Genomic DNA, 14,513 nt, shown 5'->3' with positions numbered 1-14,513 from the left:
CCAGCCATCAGCTTATCTCGCGCAAAGGGGCGATAGCCTGTATCCCGCCTCGCAAGAACGCTGGGCTCTCGAAAAAGGTGCCCCCAAGAAATGACCCCGTGCTGGTAATGCGCAAGGAAGGGCGGGCGCACTGGAAAAAGATATCGGGGTATCACCGTCGCTCGCTGGCATAGACGGCGATGTATCGGTTCAAGCAGTTGCTGGCGGGGAAAATCAGTCTGCGTAACTACAACGGCCAAGTGGGAGAAGTCATGGCGTATGTTAGCGCCATAAACAAGCTAATGGAATTGTCGCCCCTCCCCAAAACGGCATCTAACGTGCCAAAGTGGCGAATGAAACTTCCCACTGATTGAGAGAGGCGACCGTGATGAACATTACAACGATTGGTATCGATCTGGCAAAATCCTGCATCCAAGTCCATTGCGTCGATGTGCACGGCAAGCGGCTCCTCAACAAGAAACTCAAACGCGAGCAGGTGGTGCCGTTCTTCAGCAACCGACCCGCCTGTCTGATTGGCATGGAGGCCTGCGGCAGTGCCCACTTCTGGGCTAACAAACTTCAGGCGCTGGGGCATACCGTCAAGCTGATGGCGCCGCAGTTCGTCAAACCTTACGTCAAAACCAACAAGAACGATGCGGCCGATGCCGAAGCCATTTGCGAGGCGGTGAGCCGCCCGAACATGCGCTTCGTGCCAATTAAAAACAGCGAACAACTGGCCGTCCTTGCAATGCATCGAGCCCGCCAGGGATTCGTCAAGGCGAGGACCGCGCAGGCAAACCAACTCCGGGGGTTGCTAGCGGAGCACGGTATTATCATCCCCAAGGGTATTCGCCACATCAATCAGCACCTGCCTGACATTCTGGAGGCGGGGGATAATGGCTTGCCAGGGCGGTTTCGTCAGTTACTCGACTGCTTGAGCGCTCACTTCAAGGAGCTCGATAAGCAGGTGAGGGAATTGGACGTTCAGCTCCAAAGTTGGCATCAGGACAGTCCGGCCAGCCAGAAACTGGCGAAGATACCGGGTATCGGTCCACTCACCGCCAGCGCGCTGGTTGCTACCATCGGCGATGCCAAACAGTTTCAGAACGGCCGGCAGTTGGCAGCCTGGCTGGGGTTGGTGCCCAGGCAACACTCCAGCGGCGGCAAGCCAACACTGCTGGGGATCAGCAAGCGCGGCGATACTTATCTGCGCACCCTACTCATCCATGGCGCCCGCGCGGTGCTGCGGGTGGTGAAGAGCAAGGCACAACACGCAGGTAGTTGGCTGGAGGGGGTTATGGCGCGGCGCAATCATAATGTGGCGGCGGTAGCACAGGCCAACAAGACGGCCCGAATCGTCTGGGCTCTACTAGCCAATGATCGAGAATTTGATGCGCAATACGGCACAGGCACAATCCTAGCGGCGTAATGACAGGACAATAGCAAAGGCAGAAAATGAACCACCGATTGCACAGGCAATCATGACGTGATGGCGAGACAGGTCAGACCGTGACTGGCAAAACCCGAGGTATTCAAAGCACTTTCGAGAGCGACAAGCTGATAGAGGAGCCAGTCAGCGAATTCCATCAGGGACAGAGGCAGTAGCCTCGATCACAGTCCGGATCTATGGCTGCAATCTCAACCTAACTCACCGTCATCGATTGAAGGCTTGGCAAACCGGGGCGACCATCTATGAATACCCTTGGTCTACCTGTCAGAAAGCCCCGAGTGTAGCAGTCACCAGGGGCTGGGGTAGTTGCTGCTTGATGATTGATTTGGGAAACAACGCCGTGTTGAACGGCTGGGGTATCCATGATGGTAGACCTCAAGGTGATGGCCTACTTCAAGCTTAGCCTTTCAGCACATAATTGGGACAGATCCTAAATACGGGCATCCCGGATTGGGGAGGCCTTTGGTTTCGTACTACAGTACCTCCCCACAGATCAGTCAGGATTAAAAACGATAGTTGACCCCTACAGCCCCCCCTTTAACATCCAGACGGGACATCGGAATATATTGGTATTCTGCATTGATACCGATGCCTGATTTGAAACGGTATTGCCAGCCGGCAGCACCATAAAAACCAACCCCAGATGTGCTTTCATCTACATTATTTACGGTGTAATCAATTTTGTGCGCATTAGCGCCAAGCTTTGTATAGAAGCTATTGCCAGACGAGACTGGATATTGGGCATATAGGGCGCTACGTACACCTTTATAACGAATGTCTTTAACATTATTTATAGATGTTCCATCTAAGATTGCACTGACCACACCACCCGAACCAAATAGCAAGCCTGAGTCTATACCAATATAATTGGTAAACATATAACGATAATAGACATCACCGGTTAAACTGTCACCTCCATCGCCCTGACTACCGCCTTTAGATGTGAATGTCTGGCTGCCATAACCCACAGTACCACCTACTATATATGGGGAAGGAGCTGCCACGGCGATCGTAGAGCACAAGAGAGCCAGTGCAGTTAAGGGGTTAATTATATTCATCATAAGTACTCCTTTGCAACGCATGTATTTTCTTTATTCTCAATTCTCACGAATAGTTCACATAAAACTTTTGCATTCATTAATTACAAGTCACAACCAATATGCCAGATTGTGTTTACAACAGCTAATTAAATCGCACCGTAGAAACAACCAGAATAAAGATAACACATTGTTTTTAAAACACTAAAAATAACTTGTTATTACAAGTATGATTACTGCGCAGGATTCAAGAGATATCGTTCGATATCTCGTTCCAGTGGTTCACGTGGGGGAATCTCCCTGAATGTGATTGATGGTGCAGATCCACGCTCGCGCTTGAGCATATCAGAACTCAAACTATTGGTAATACTTTCTCGCAACGTCGGTAAAGGGGGATCTTGTTGTATAATCAATGGTTCTCCCTCGGCATCAACATTTGACCATGTATCTAATGACCAAGTTAATGACACTGTTGATACTACAAACAATAAATAGTACATAAAAACCTCCTGAATTGCGGGTGCATAAAAAGCACCATACAAAACCAATTAAAACAGACTGATAAAACTGTAGTAGTCAACTAAATTCGCTTAAACTTGCAGCTTAAGGCACTTATCGAATAACCCAGTCATCAATAGCGGTAGTGAAGCCCCACACCGCGGGCATCCCCCTGCATGGCAACCGGCGCTACCACCACATTGCGCGATAGTGGTGTCGTAAACAGATAGCTAATCCCGGTCGCGATGGCCGCTCCGGCGATGACATCGCGCCAGTAGTGCTGCTCGGCATTCTCTCTCGACCAGCCCACAGCACCGGCCGCAATGTACGCCGGCAACCCGTAGTGCCAGCCATAACGGATCTGCAGATAGCTGGCGCCGCTGAATGCCGCCGCCGTATGGCCGGAGGGAAAACTCTGGCCAGAGCCGGATGGTCGCTCTGCATCTATGGTGAACTTCATCCCCTGCACCAGCGCCGTGGTGGTGGCAAACGAGTAACCAAACTGCTTCAGCCCCTCAATATCATCCTCCCCCCACGAGATGAGTGCCGCCGCCACCGGAATCACAACCTGGCCGATATCGCCATAGGTTTCAAAACCACTGTCAGCGTGACCGGCAGGAACCTTGAGCAGGAAAAGTGGAACAATTACCAAACGAACATATTGCGTCATCCGACGATCCTGAAGTGAAAATAAATAGATCAATGGCACTGCTCTACGGCAACCAGGGTCAGCAGTTGTCCCTTGTCCGAGCGAAGAGCGGTCTGTGCCAACTGCTGATAGGGGATCCCATCCAGCAGATTTGCCATCTCCTGCGCCGTACCGTTGACCAGCACCGCATCGAACCTGGCATCGTGACAGGCAAGCACATTCCTCACCCCCTGCCCGTCCAGATTTATTACCTGCATCTCTTTATAAGCAGAGAGCAGACCAAGCTCCGTCTCCCCCAGTCGCCAGCCAACAATACGTTCCCGCATCTCGACAGGTATCCCCTCCAGCAGGTGGGTCATCTTGCCCGAAACCCCCTTGGCGGCATCGATCAGCGGGTAGACCAGCGCAAAGGTGAGCAAGAACATGATGGCCACCGAGCTGGTGACATGAATGGCGCCATGTACCTCCTTGCGCCGCAACAGCAGCTCCAGCGCCATCACGAACAGGATGATGGCGGGAATGTACCGCCACCCCAGCTTGCTGGCGGCTAGCTGCACTTCTGCCGGAATATGGCTGGCAAACGGCAGCGGCAGACCCAGCAGAGGGAGTGCAATGATGGCGACGCAGAACAACAGCATGAAGTAGAGCCACCCCCGACCATAACGGGCAGTCCACACCGGCCAGCTCAGACTGACCTGACCCAGCATGATGGCAAATACCGGCAATAGCGGGAAAAGATAGAGAGTTCGCTTGGTCGAAGAGAGTGTTAACAACAAAAGAGTCCCAAGCGCCCAGCACAGCAAAAATAACCTCTCACGACTCCACTCCCGCTGTTTCACCGTTTGCCAGCCCCAATAAACAATGAATGGCAACCATGGGATGGTATATTCCACCATTCCCCACAAGTAATAGAGATAGGCACCTTTCTTGATATGACCCAGTTCGGTCGAAGTGCCGGTAAGACGGCCAACCTGATTCTGCCAGAACCACTCATGCCACAAGGCATCGCCATCGGTATGGCTAATTAGCTCCCGGACCCAGGCTGCGACTGGCAATATAAAAAACAACAACATCAGCAGATGCTGAAATATAAAAATGGGAATGCCTTTCTCGCCAACTGCTTTTCTGACAGCAAAGATAAAAAGGGGCAGCCAGCCGAAAAACACCGTCAACGGCCCGATCGGTCCTTTTGCCATAAAACAGCCAGCCAGACCCAACCCGGCAATAATCACCATCAAGTTGCGATGCGCCAGATAATATTCGGCGAAGGCCCAGAGGGTAAATACGACAAAGAAGGCGAGCGCACTGTCCGTCCTGATCCAGTGCGTATTGATAATAAATCCCTCCATGGTGCCCAGCGCGATGACCGACCAGAGTGCCGCCGACCTGTTGCCAAGCAGGCGATAGGCCAGCAGGCCGGTGAAGAGCAGCATCCCTGCCGCCCAGACCACGCCCGCCAAACGCAGGGTGTTGGTTATCCCCAGCCAGGATGCAAACCCATCAAGAAACGGCAGAGCGGCCATGTAGAAGAGCGGCGGCTTCTCGATAAAGCTGCGCCCGCCCAGGGTCGGCACCACCCAGTCACCACTGCGGTACATTTCGAGCGCAATGGCCGCTTCGCGAGGCTCATCAGGCGTCCAGAGCTGATGATCAAACTGGCCAAACAGCAGCACCAGAGTCACCAGCAGCAACATCCAGCCGAGCTTGCGCCCCGATATCTCAGGGCGTGGCATGGCTTATTCCTTCTGCAATGGTCTCCCCGCGTCCGATGGCGTAGTAGGAGAAGCCCTGGCTTTTCATCTTGTGCGGGTCATAGAGATTGCGACCGTCGATGATGAGCGGCATGGCCAGCATCTTCTTGAGCTGGGCAAAGTCAGGTGCCTTGAACTCGTTCCACTCGGTGCAGATGACCAGTGCATCGGCCCCCGCCAGCGCAGCCTCCTTGGTGCCCATCAGCGACAGCTCGGGCTGGCAGCCATAGATGCGCTGCGCCTCCTTCATCGCCACCGGGTCAAAGGCCTGCACCCGCGCCCCCTCCTGCCACAGTGCCTCCATCAGCACCCGACTCGGCGCTTCGCGCATGTCATCGGTATTGGGCTTGAAGGCGAGCCCCCAGATGGCGATGGTCTTACCCGCCAGCGACTCTCCCCGCTCTTGAAAGTGAGTGGCCAGCGTATCGAAGAGCTTGAACTTCTGCCGCTCGTTGACCCGCTCCACCGCGCGGATGAGCGGAGTGTCGTAATCGAGCGCCGCGGCTGTTGCCAAAAACGCCCTCACATCCTTGGGAAAACAGGAGCCGCCATAGCCGCAACCGGGATAGATAAACTGGTAGCCGATGCGCTGATCGGCACCGATCCCCTGGCGCACCTGCTCGATATCGGCACCGACCCGCTCGGCCAGCCCGGCAATCTCGTTGATGAAGCTGATCTTGGTGGCCAGCATGCAGTTGGCGGCGTACTTGGTCAGCTCGGCGCTACGCACGTCCATGAACAGAATGCGGTCGTGATTGCGGTTGAAGGGTTCGTACAGCTCGCGCATCACGGCTCTGGAGCGCTCCTTGCCAGTGCCGATGACGATGCGATCCGGGCGCTGGCAATCACGCACAGCCGCCCCCTCTTTGAGAAACTCGGGATTGGAGACCACATCGAACTCGAACTGCTTGCCAAGCTCGGCTTGCTGCTCCCTGACCCAGTGGAATACCTTGTCTGCCGTACCGACCGGCACGGTGGATTTATTGACGATGATCACATCGTCGGCACGATGTTGGGCAATCGATCTCGCCACCGCCCTGACGGCGCTCAGGTCGGCCGAACCATCCTCATCGGGGGGCGTACCGACGGCGATGAATTGCACGTCACCGTGGGTAACCGCCATGGATATATCCGTGGTGAATTTCAGCGAGCCATTTTGTAGCGTCTGATGTAGCAATGAATCCAGCCCGGGTTCATAAATAGGTAATTCGCCACGGGACAACCGACTTATTTTTTCTGCATCGAGATCAATACAAACAACCTGATGGCCGACATCGGCCAATACAATTGCCTGTACCAGGCCGACATAGCCACTGCCAAAAACAGTGATATTCATAACGAATCTCCCATCATCCGTAATGATAGGAGCTTTACACCGTTTATCTAATTGTACCATGGTCAATTTGTAACAAATCTTGTAAAAAACAAACCAGTCAATACAAAGCAATTTATTGAATAATTAATACGTCAATGTCGGGTGACTAAAAACAGATATAAATCAAACAATAACCAACTCTGAATGAAAATATTTGTTACAAAACATTTCGAATTTAGCCATTCTCAAAACTCTGCAATTGTAACCAGATGTTGCTGTGTGCTTGAATAAAAACTCGCTATTCAGCTACTTTCGAAAATATATCAAGCGATATAGATATCTGCGCCATGCATATTTCCAGTGAAAATCGGCAATACCGGTTTTCATCGCCATGTGATCTCTTGCGACATTAAGACTGGAGTCGTATGAAAAACTTTTTGCCATTCTCAAAACCCGCCATGGGTGAGGCCGAGATCAACGCCGTCAGCGAGGTTCTGCAATCAGGCTGGATCACCACTGGCCCGAAAAATCATGAGCTGGAGCAGCGCTTCTGCGAGACCTTTGGCTGCCAGCATGCAGTGGCGCTCTGCTCCGCAACGGCCGGTATGCATGTCACCCTGATGGCGCTGGGGATTGGCCCGGGTGACGAGGTGATCACCCCCTCCCAGACCTGGGTCTCCACCATCAACATCATCACCCTGCTGGGTGCCACCCCCGTCTTTGTCGATGTGGACAGGGATACCCTGATGGTCAACGCCGACCAAATAGCACCGCTCATCACCCCCAACACCCGAGCCATCATCCCGGTTCACTACGCAGGCGCACCGGTCGACCTCGACCCCATCCTCGCCCTGGGTCACCAGCACGATATTCCGGTCATCGAAGATGCCGCCCATGCGGTCGGCACCCGCTATCGCGCCCGTTGGATCGGCGAAACCGGCACCGCGATCTTCTCCTTCCACGCCATCAAGAACCTCACCTGTGCCGAAGGGGGCATGCTGGTGACCGATGACAAGGCGCTGGCCGACAAGGTGCGGATGTTGAAATTTCACGGTCTGGGGGTCGATGCCTTCGACCGGATGACCCTGGGCCGCAAGCCGCAGGCAGAGGTGATCATGCCGGGCTTCAAGTACAACCTGGCCGACATCAACGCCGCCATCGCGCTAGTGCAGCTGGCCCGCCTGCCCGAGCTCAACGCCCGGCGCGCCATCCTGGTTGCCCGCTATAGGGAGTTGCTGGAGGGGTTGCCGTTCGAACCGCTCGCCATCCCCGACTATTCCCATCTGCACGCCTGGCACCTCTTCATGGTGCGGGTCGATCCGGCTCGCTGCGGCCTCGATCGCGATCAGCTGATGCAGGCACTGCAGGAGCACGGCATCGGCACCGGCCTGCACTTCAAGGCAGCCCATACCCAGAAGTACTACCGGGAGCGCTATCCGGCGCTTTCGCTACCCAACACAGAGTGGAACTCGTCACGGCTCTGCACCCTGCCCCTCTTCCCAGACATGACGCTCTCCGACGTGGATCGGGTCGTGGCAGCCCTGACCGACATACTGGAGTAACGACACGTGAACCATAACGATATCAAGCGGGTCTCCGTCATCATCCCCGTCTACAACGAGGAGGAGAGCCTGCCCGAGCTGCTGCAGCGCGTCACCGAGTCCTGCGAGCAGCTGAGTCAGGATTACGAGGTGCTCCTGATCGACGATGGCAGCCGCGACCGCTCCGCCGCCATCATCAGCGAGGCAGCTGCCCGCGAAGGGAGCAAGCTGGTCGCGGTGCTGCTCAACCGCAACTATGGCCAGCATGCCGCCATCATGGCCGGCTTCGAGACCGCCAAGGGGGATCTGGTGATCACCCTGGATGCCGACCTGCAGAACCCGCCGGAAGAGATCCCGCGGCTGGTCGCCACCGCCATGGAAGGGTACGACGTGGTCGGCACCATCCGCCGCAACCGGCAGGATTCATGGTTTCGCAAGACGGCCTCGCGCTTTATCAACAAGTCGGTACAGCGGGCGACCGGCGTCCAGATGAGCGACTACGGCTGCATGCTGCGCGCCTATCGCCGCCACATCATCGACGCCATGCTCTGCTGTCAGGAGCGCAGTACCTTCATCCCCATTCTGGCCAACAGCTTTGCCCGCCGCACCACCGAGCTGGAGGTGGGCCACGCCGAGCGGGCCCACGGCGAATCAAAATATGGCCTGATGCATCTCATCAACCTGATGTACGACCTGGTCACCTGCATGACCACGGCCCCGCTGCGCCTGCTCAGCATCGTTGGCAGCGTGGTGGCGGGGATCGGCTTCACCTTCTCGATCCTGCTGATCCTGCTGCGCCTGCTGATGGGTGCCGACTGGGCAGCAGACGGCGTCTTCACCCTGTTTGCCATTCTCTTCACCTTTGTCGGCGTGCAGCTGATCGGGATGGGGCTGCTGGGTGAGTACATCGGCCGCATGTATACCGATGTGCGTGCCCGCCCCCGCTACTTCATTCACCAAATCGTTCGCTCCACCCCGGATGCTTCGCAACAGGAAACTCAATCATGAACGTTGTCGTCTTTGCCTATCACGATATCGGCTGCACCGGTATCGAGTCCCTGCTTCAGGCCGGCTATCAGATCCAGGCGGTCTTTACCCACGCCGACGACCCGGGCGAGAACCGCTTCTTCGACTCGGTCGCCCAGCTCTGTGCCGAGCACGATCTGCCGGTCTTCTCCCCCGAAGACGTGAACCATCCGCTCTGGATCGAGCGCATTCGCGAGCTGGCACCCGAGGCCATCTTCTCCTTCTACTACCGCAACATGCTCAAGCAGGAGATCCTCGATATCCCGACCGTCGGGGCCTTCAACCTGCACGGCTCCCTGCTGCCCGCCTATCGCGGCCGCGCCCCCATCAACTGGTGTCTGGTCAACGGCGAGACCGAGACCGGCATCACCCTGCACCGGATGACGGCCAAACCCGATGCCGGCGATATCGTCGCCCAGCAGGCGGTGGCCATTGCCGACGACGACACCGCGCTGACCCTGCATGGCAAGGTGCGTCAGGCTGCCCATGCCCTGCTGGAAGGTGAACTGGTCAAACTCAAGCGCGGGGAGAGCCGCTTCACCCCGCAGGACGAGAGTAAGGCGAGCTACTATGGCCGCCGCACCCCGGCCGATGGCGAACTGCACTGGCACCGCCCGGCCCGCGAGCTCAACAATCTGGTACGCGCCGTCACCCAGCCCTATCCGGGGGCCTTCAGCTTTGCCGGCGATCGCAAGCTGACGGTCTGGAAATCGCAGCCGCTGGCGATCCAGAGTGACCAGCAGCCGGGCACCATTCTCTCCCACGATCCACTGCGCGTGGCTTGTGGTGAGGGCGTGCTGGAGATCCTGGCCGGTCAGGCCGAAGGGGGGCTCTATGTACGCGGCGCCCAGCTGGCCCGCGAACTGGGGCTGGTCGAAGGAATGAAGATCCGCGCCAAGGCGAGCAATGCCCTACGCAAGGCGCGCCTGACCCGGGTGCTGATCCTCGGCGTCAACGGCTTTATCGGCAACCACCTCACCGAGCGTCTGCTCAAGGATGGCGGCTACGAAGTGTATGGCCTCGACATCGGCTCCAGCGCCGTGGACCGCTTCATCGGTCACCCCAACTTCCACTTCGTGGAGGGGGACATCAGCATTCATACCGAGTGGATCGAGTATCACATCAAGAAGTGCGACGTGATCCTGCCGCTGGTGGCCATCGCCACCCCCATCGAGTACACCCGCAACCCGCTGCGGGTATTCGAGCTCGATTTCGAGGAGAACCTCAAGATCGTCCGCTACTGCGTCAAGTACAACAAACGCATCATCTTCCCCTCCACCTCCGAGGTGTACGGGATGTGCGACGATCACAGCTTCGACGAGGATGAATCCCGCCTCATCGTCGGCCCCATCAACAAGCAGCGCTGGATCTACTCGGTCTCCAAGCAGCTGCTGGATCGGGTCATCTGGGCCTACGGCAAGAAAGAGGGGCTCAACTTCACCCTGTTTCGCCCCTTCAACTGGATGGGCCCGCGCCTCGACAGTCTGGACTCCGCCCGCATCGGCAGCTCCCGCGCCATCACCCAGCTCATTCTCAATCTGGTGGACGGTACCCCGATCCAGCTGGTGGATGGCGGCGCCCAGAAGCGCTGCTTCACCGATATCGAGGATGGCATCGAAGCCCTGTTCCGCATCGTCGAGAACAAGGACGATCGCTGCAACGGCCAGATCATCAACATCGGCAACCCGGACAACGAGGCGAGCATTCGCGAGATGGCCGAGGTACTGCTCGCCAAGTTCGATACCCACCCGCTGCGCGACCACTTCCCGCCGTTTGCCGGCTTCAAGAAGGTAGAGAGCAAGTCCTTCTACGGCGACGGCTATCAGGATGTCTCCCACCGTCGTCCGAGCATTCGCAATGCCCGCAAGCTGATCGACTGGGAACCGACCATCGAGATGGAAGAGACCATCGGCAAGACGCTGGACTTCTTCCTGCAAGGGGCGGTCACCACAGGAGTCGAGCATGACTGAAGTGGGTCTGCGGATCGACGTCGATACCTTCAGGGGGACCCGTGACGGGGTGCCCCGCCTGCTGCAACTGCTCGACCGGCATCAGGTGAAGGGGAGTTTCTTCTTCTCGGTCGGTCCCGACAACATGGGGCGCCACCTGTGGCGCCTGCTCAAGCCCCGCTTCCTGCTCAAGATGCTGCGTTCCAACGCAGCATCTCTGTATGGGCTCGATATCCTGCTGGCCGGCACCGCCTGGCCCGGCAAGCCTATCGGCAGAGAGCTGGGTTCCCTGATGCGCGACACCGATCAGGCACACCACGAGGTGGGGCTGCACGCCTGGGATCACCACGGCTGGCAGGCCAACACTGGTCGCTGGGACGAAGCCGAGCTGAGCCGTCAGACCCGGCTCGGAGTCGATGCCCTGAGCGAGATCCTGGGGCGCGAAGTGGATTGCTCCGCCGCCGCCGGCTGGCGGGCCGACCCGCTCACCACTCGGGCCAAGGAGCAGTTCGGCTTTCGCTACAACAGTGACTGTCGCGGCTGCGGCCTGTTCCGCCCCATTCTGGAGGATGGACGGCCCGGCACCCCGCAGATCCCGGTCAACCTGCCCACCTTCGACGAGGTGGTGGGGCATCAGGTGACGGTCGACGGTTTCAACCATTTCCTGCTGGAGCAGCTGACTGCGGCACCGCAACCGGGCCCCCATGTCTACACCATCCACGCCGAGGTGGAGGGGATCGTGATGGCGGATCAGTTCGATCTCCTGCTCGGCGAGGCCACAGCGCGCGGTATCCGTTTCGTCCCCCTTGGCGAGCTGCTTCCCCCCGACCCGACTCAACTACCGACCTGTCACCTGCTGCGCGGCACCCTGCCGGGACGCGAAGGGTGGCTCGGCTGCAAGGCAACCCCATGAACCAGCCCACCAGATTGCAACCGAGGTTCTCATGAAGATGACCCGATGGGCCCTGCCCCTTTTCTTTCTGCTCTTTTACCTGCTGCCGCTCAACCAGCGGATGCTGTGGAGCCCGGACGAAAACCGTTACGCCGAAATCAGCCGGGAGATGGTCTCCACGGGTGACTGGGTGGTGCCCCACTTCCTCGGCCTGCGCTACTTCGAGAAGCCCATCGCCGGTTACTGGTTCAACAGCCTCAGCCAGCTGATGTTCGGCGAGAGCAACTTTGCCGTCCGCTTCGCCTCGGCCGCCTCGACTGGGCTGAGCGCGTTGCTGGTCTTCTGGTTCACCCTCCAGCTCTGGCAGTGCCGGCGCAAGGCGTGGCTCGCCAGTCTCATCTATCTCTCGACCCTGATCGTCTACGGCATCGGCACCTACAGCGTGCTGGATGCCATGGTGACCCTCTGGCTCAACGCTGCCATGGTGAGCTTCTACCTCATCCGGCAGGAGGGGCCGCACGGCCGCAGGATGGCGGGCTATCTGCTGTTTGGTCTCGCCTGCGGCATGGGCTTCCTCACCAAGGGGTTCATCGCGCTGGCGGTACCGGTGATCGTGCTGGTCCCATATATGCTGACCCAGGGACGCCTGCTCGAACTGGTGCGCTTCGGGCCGCTGGCCATCCTGAGTGCAGCCCTGCTGGCTGCCCCCTGGGCCATCGCCATTCATCAGCGGGAGCCGGACTACTGGCACTACTTCTTCTGGATTGAGCACATCCAGCGCTTCGCCTCGGAAGATGCCCAGCACAAGTCCCCCTTCTGGTACTACCTGCCGATGGGTCTGCTCGGCACCCTGCCCTGGCTGGGACTGCTGCCGGGTGCAATGAAGCAGGGGTGGCAGGAGCGCAAGATCGGCCCGCAGACCCTCTATCTTCTGGCCTGGCTGGTGCTGCCCTTCATCTTCTTCAGCATCGCCAAGGGCAAGCTGCTCACCTATATCCTGCCCTGCTTCGCCCCGTTAGCCATCCTGCTCGCCAATAGCGCGGTCAATGCCCTCAAGGAGGATCGCGATCAGCCATTTCGCCTCAACGCCTGGATCAACGGCCTGTTCGGTCTCGTCTGCGTAGGGGTGCTGGCGGTGTTGGCCTTCTCGCCACAACATGCGGTCTACGGCCGTGACGAGATGGGCAAGCTGGCCATTGCCATGGCGATTTTTGCTGGCTGGTCGCTGCTCGGCTTTATCCAGCTGACAGCCCCCGCCCGCAGCTGGCAGCTGAGCGCGCTCTGCCCCATGGTGCTGGCCGTGGCCCTGCCGCTGGCGCTGCCATTATCGCTGGTGGACTCCAAACTGCCGGAGCATTTCATCAAGGCCAACCGGGAGATCCTGATGAAATCCCGCACCCTGCTGGCCAACGAGGTGGGTACCGCCTCCTCCATCGCCTGGGAGACCAAACGCAGCGAGGTCAACCTGTTCGATAGCATGGGCGAGCTGAGATATGGCCTTGGCTATCCGCAGGGCAAGGGGCGCTACGTCACGCAAGAGGAGTTCCCGAACTGGCTGGCTCGGGCGCGCCAGGAGGGGCAAGTCGCCCTGCTGCTGCGCACCGACGATGACGAGCAGATCGCCGCGCTGCCCCCGGCAGACCAGACCATCCGCAGCCGCCGCTTCACCCTGCTCGTCTACCACGGGAGTCGCTGATGGATATCCTGCTCCTCCTGCTGGTCAGCCTCCTCACCAGTGCAGGCCAGATGCTGCAAAAGCAGGCGGTCATCAGCTGGCAACACACACCGCACGACCACTGGCAGAAGCTCGCCTCCCCCTGGTTGCTGGGGAGCATTGCAGCCCTTGGCAGCGGCATGTTGCTCTGGATCTACCTGCTGCAACGGCTGCCGCTGAGCATGGCCTACCCCATGCTCAGCCTCAATCTGGTGCTGGTGCTGCTCGGCTCGCGCCTCTTTTTCCGCGAGCCGGTGAACAGCCGCAACTGGCTGGGGGCTGCCGCCATCATCGTCGGTGCCCTGTTACTGGGAGGTCTGTTATGAAGGGTTATCTCTACGTACTGGGCAGCATAGTGCTGGTGACGGTGGCGCAGCTCTGCATGAAGTGGGGGGCCATAAGCCTCCCTGCGTGGCAGGTCGATCCCGCCGTGATGCTGGCTCACCCCCTGCCACTCCTCACCATCGCCCTCGGCATCCTCTGCTACGGGCTGTCGCTGCTCTGCTGGCTGGCGGCGCTGCACTCGACGCCGCTCAATATCGCCTATCCGCTGCTCAGCACCAGTTACGGGCTGGTCTATCTACTGGCGGTGAGCATCCCGGCCTTTGCCGAACCGCTGGTGGCGAGCAAGGCGGCAGGCGTTGCGCTTATCTTCTTCGGCGCAGTGCTGGTGGGGGCCAAACCATCCGGCAAAGTAAGAAGTAAGAAGTAA

General features: G+C 58.2%; 13 protein-coding genes and 1 pseudogene. 9 read left to right on the top strand and 5 right to left on the bottom strand.

Annotated elements, in window-relative coordinates; all coding sequences use genetic code 11:
* Positions 1 to 353, top strand: a pseudogene (locus ACE1BR_RS06105) (hypothetical protein); the annotation flags it as partial.
* A gap of 14 nt (positions 354 to 367) precedes the next feature.
* Positions 368 to 1,408, top strand: a complete 1,041-nt coding sequence (locus tag ACE1BR_RS06100) for an IS110-like element ISAve1 family transposase (RefSeq protein WP_374868531.1) — start codon at positions 368 to 370, stop codon at positions 1,406 to 1,408.
* A 524-nt stretch (positions 1,409 to 1,932) separates the two neighbouring features.
* Here ACE1BR_RS06100 and ACE1BR_RS06095 read toward each other — a convergent pair.
* From ACE1BR_RS06095 to ACE1BR_RS06075, 5 genes are all read right to left on the bottom strand, one after another.
* Positions 1,933 to 2,490, bottom strand: a complete 558-nt coding sequence (locus tag ACE1BR_RS06095; protein WP_374868529.1) for a porin family protein — start codon at positions 2,488 to 2,490, stop codon at positions 1,933 to 1,935.
* Between the two features lie 209 nt (positions 2,491 to 2,699).
* Positions 2,700 to 2,966: a hypothetical protein gene (locus ACE1BR_RS06090; protein WP_374868527.1), complete on the bottom strand. Its 267-nt coding sequence runs from the start codon at positions 2,964 to 2,966 to the stop codon at positions 2,700 to 2,702.
* A gap of 131 nt (positions 2,967 to 3,097) precedes the next feature.
* Complete coding sequence (locus ACE1BR_RS06085) at positions 3,098 to 3,634, bottom strand: phosphatase PAP2 family protein (protein ID WP_374868525.1); 537 nt, start codon at positions 3,632 to 3,634, stop codon at positions 3,098 to 3,100.
* Between the two features lie 29 nt (positions 3,635 to 3,663).
* The gene (locus ACE1BR_RS06080; protein WP_374868523.1) at positions 3,664 to 5,346 is read right to left on the bottom strand and encodes an ArnT family glycosyltransferase; all 1,683 of its coding nucleotides are present in this window, start codon (positions 5,344 to 5,346) and stop codon (positions 3,664 to 3,666) included.
* Positions 5,333 to 6,700, bottom strand: a complete 1,368-nt coding sequence (locus tag ACE1BR_RS06075; protein WP_374868521.1) for a UDP-glucose dehydrogenase family protein — start codon at positions 6,698 to 6,700, stop codon at positions 5,333 to 5,335. Before ACE1BR_RS06075 ends, ACE1BR_RS06080 begins: the two co-directional genes overlap by 14 nt.
* 404 nt (positions 6,701 to 7,104) lie before the next feature.
* Between ACE1BR_RS06075 and arnB the strand changes: the two genes are divergently transcribed.
* The 7 genes from arnB to arnF are packed head-to-tail and all read left to right on the top strand — an operon-like array spanning position 7,105 to position 14,513.
* Positions 7,105 to 8,241, top strand: coding sequence for a UDP-4-amino-4-deoxy-L-arabinose aminotransferase (gene arnB / locus ACE1BR_RS06070; RefSeq protein ID WP_374868519.1), 1,137 nt, complete (start codon positions 7,105 to 7,107; stop codon positions 8,239 to 8,241).
* 6 nt (positions 8,242 to 8,247) lie between these two features.
* On the top strand, positions 8,248 to 9,228 hold the full coding sequence (gene arnC, locus ACE1BR_RS06065; RefSeq protein ID WP_374868517.1) for an undecaprenyl-phosphate 4-deoxy-4-formamido-L-arabinose transferase: 981 nt from the start codon (positions 8,248 to 8,250) through the stop codon (positions 9,226 to 9,228).
* The gene (gene arnA, locus ACE1BR_RS06060) at positions 9,225 to 11,216 is read left to right on the top strand and encodes a bifunctional UDP-4-amino-4-deoxy-L-arabinose formyltransferase/UDP-glucuronic acid oxidase ArnA (RefSeq protein ID WP_374868515.1); all 1,992 of its coding nucleotides are present in this window, start codon (positions 9,225 to 9,227) and stop codon (positions 11,214 to 11,216) included. Before arnC ends, arnA begins: the two co-directional genes overlap by 4 nt.
* Positions 11,209 to 12,108: a 4-deoxy-4-formamido-L-arabinose-phosphoundecaprenol deformylase gene (gene arnD, locus ACE1BR_RS06055; RefSeq protein ID WP_374868513.1), complete on the top strand. Its 900-nt coding sequence runs from the start codon at positions 11,209 to 11,211 to the stop codon at positions 12,106 to 12,108. Before arnA ends, arnD begins: the two co-directional genes overlap by 8 nt.
* A 31-nt stretch (positions 12,109 to 12,139) precedes the next feature.
* Entirely contained in the window at positions 12,140 to 13,783 is a 1,644-nt protein-coding gene (arnT, locus tag ACE1BR_RS06050) for a lipid IV(A) 4-amino-4-deoxy-L-arabinosyltransferase (RefSeq protein ID WP_374868511.1), read from the top strand.
* Positions 13,783 to 14,127 carry an EamA family transporter gene (locus ACE1BR_RS06045; RefSeq protein ID WP_374868509.1) on the top strand — a complete coding sequence of 115 codons (345 nt, stop codon included), beginning with the start codon at positions 13,783 to 13,785 and terminating at the stop codon, positions 14,125 to 14,127. The genes arnT and ACE1BR_RS06045 overlap by 1 nt, the downstream gene beginning before the upstream one ends.
* A complete protein-coding gene (gene arnF, locus ACE1BR_RS06040; RefSeq protein ID WP_374868507.1) occupies positions 14,124 to 14,513 on the top strand; it encodes a 4-amino-4-deoxy-L-arabinose-phosphoundecaprenol flippase subunit ArnF in 390 nt (129 codons plus the stop codon). Before ACE1BR_RS06045 ends, arnF begins: the two co-directional genes overlap by 4 nt.

This window comes from Aeromonas sp. MdU4, from assembly GCF_041929505.1.
Taxonomy (GTDB): domain Bacteria; phylum Pseudomonadota; class Gammaproteobacteria; order Enterobacterales; family Aeromonadaceae; genus Aeromonas.
The sequence above is the reverse complement of the archived record's forward strand: the minus strand, read 5'-3'. Positions and strand labels throughout refer to the sequence as shown.

Excerpts from the sequence above, each read along its gene's own strand:
- ACE1BR_RS06085 (WP_374868525.1), bottom strand. The coding sequence starts at position 3,634 with ATGACGCAATATGTTCGTTTGGTAATTGTTCCACTTTTCCTGCTCAAG.
- ACE1BR_RS06080 (WP_374868523.1), bottom strand. The coding sequence starts at position 5,346 with ATGCCACGCCCTGAGATATCGGGGCGCAAGCTCGGCTGGATGTTGCTG.
- arnD (WP_374868513.1), top strand. The coding sequence starts at position 11,209 with ATGACTGAAGTGGGTCTGCGGATCGACGTCGATACCTTCAGGGGGACC.
- ACE1BR_RS06045 (WP_374868509.1), top strand. The coding sequence starts at position 13,783 with ATGGATATCCTGCTCCTCCTGCTGGTCAGCCTCCTCACCAGTGCAGGC.
- ACE1BR_RS06090 (WP_374868527.1), bottom strand. The coding sequence starts at position 2,966 with ATGTACTATTTATTGTTTGTAGTATCAACAGTGTCATTAACTTGGTCA.
- arnA (WP_374868515.1), top strand. The coding sequence starts at position 9,225 with ATGAACGTTGTCGTCTTTGCCTATCACGATATCGGCTGCACCGGTATC.
- arnF (WP_374868507.1), top strand. The coding sequence starts at position 14,124 with ATGAAGGGTTATCTCTACGTACTGGGCAGCATAGTGCTGGTGACGGTG.
- arnT (WP_374868511.1), top strand. The coding sequence starts at position 12,140 with ATGAAGATGACCCGATGGGCCCTGCCCCTTTTCTTTCTGCTCTTTTAC.
- ACE1BR_RS06095 (WP_374868529.1), bottom strand. The coding sequence starts at position 2,490 with ATGATGAATATAATTAACCCCTTAACTGCACTGGCTCTCTTGTGCTCT.
- ACE1BR_RS06100 (WP_374868531.1), top strand. The coding sequence starts at position 368 with ATGAACATTACAACGATTGGTATCGATCTGGCAAAATCCTGCATCCAA.
- ACE1BR_RS06075 (WP_374868521.1), bottom strand. The coding sequence starts at position 6,700 with ATGAATATCACTGTTTTTGGCAGTGGCTATGTCGGCCTGGTACAGGCA.
- arnB (WP_374868519.1), top strand. The coding sequence starts at position 7,105 with ATGAAAAACTTTTTGCCATTCTCAAAACCCGCCATGGGTGAGGCCGAG.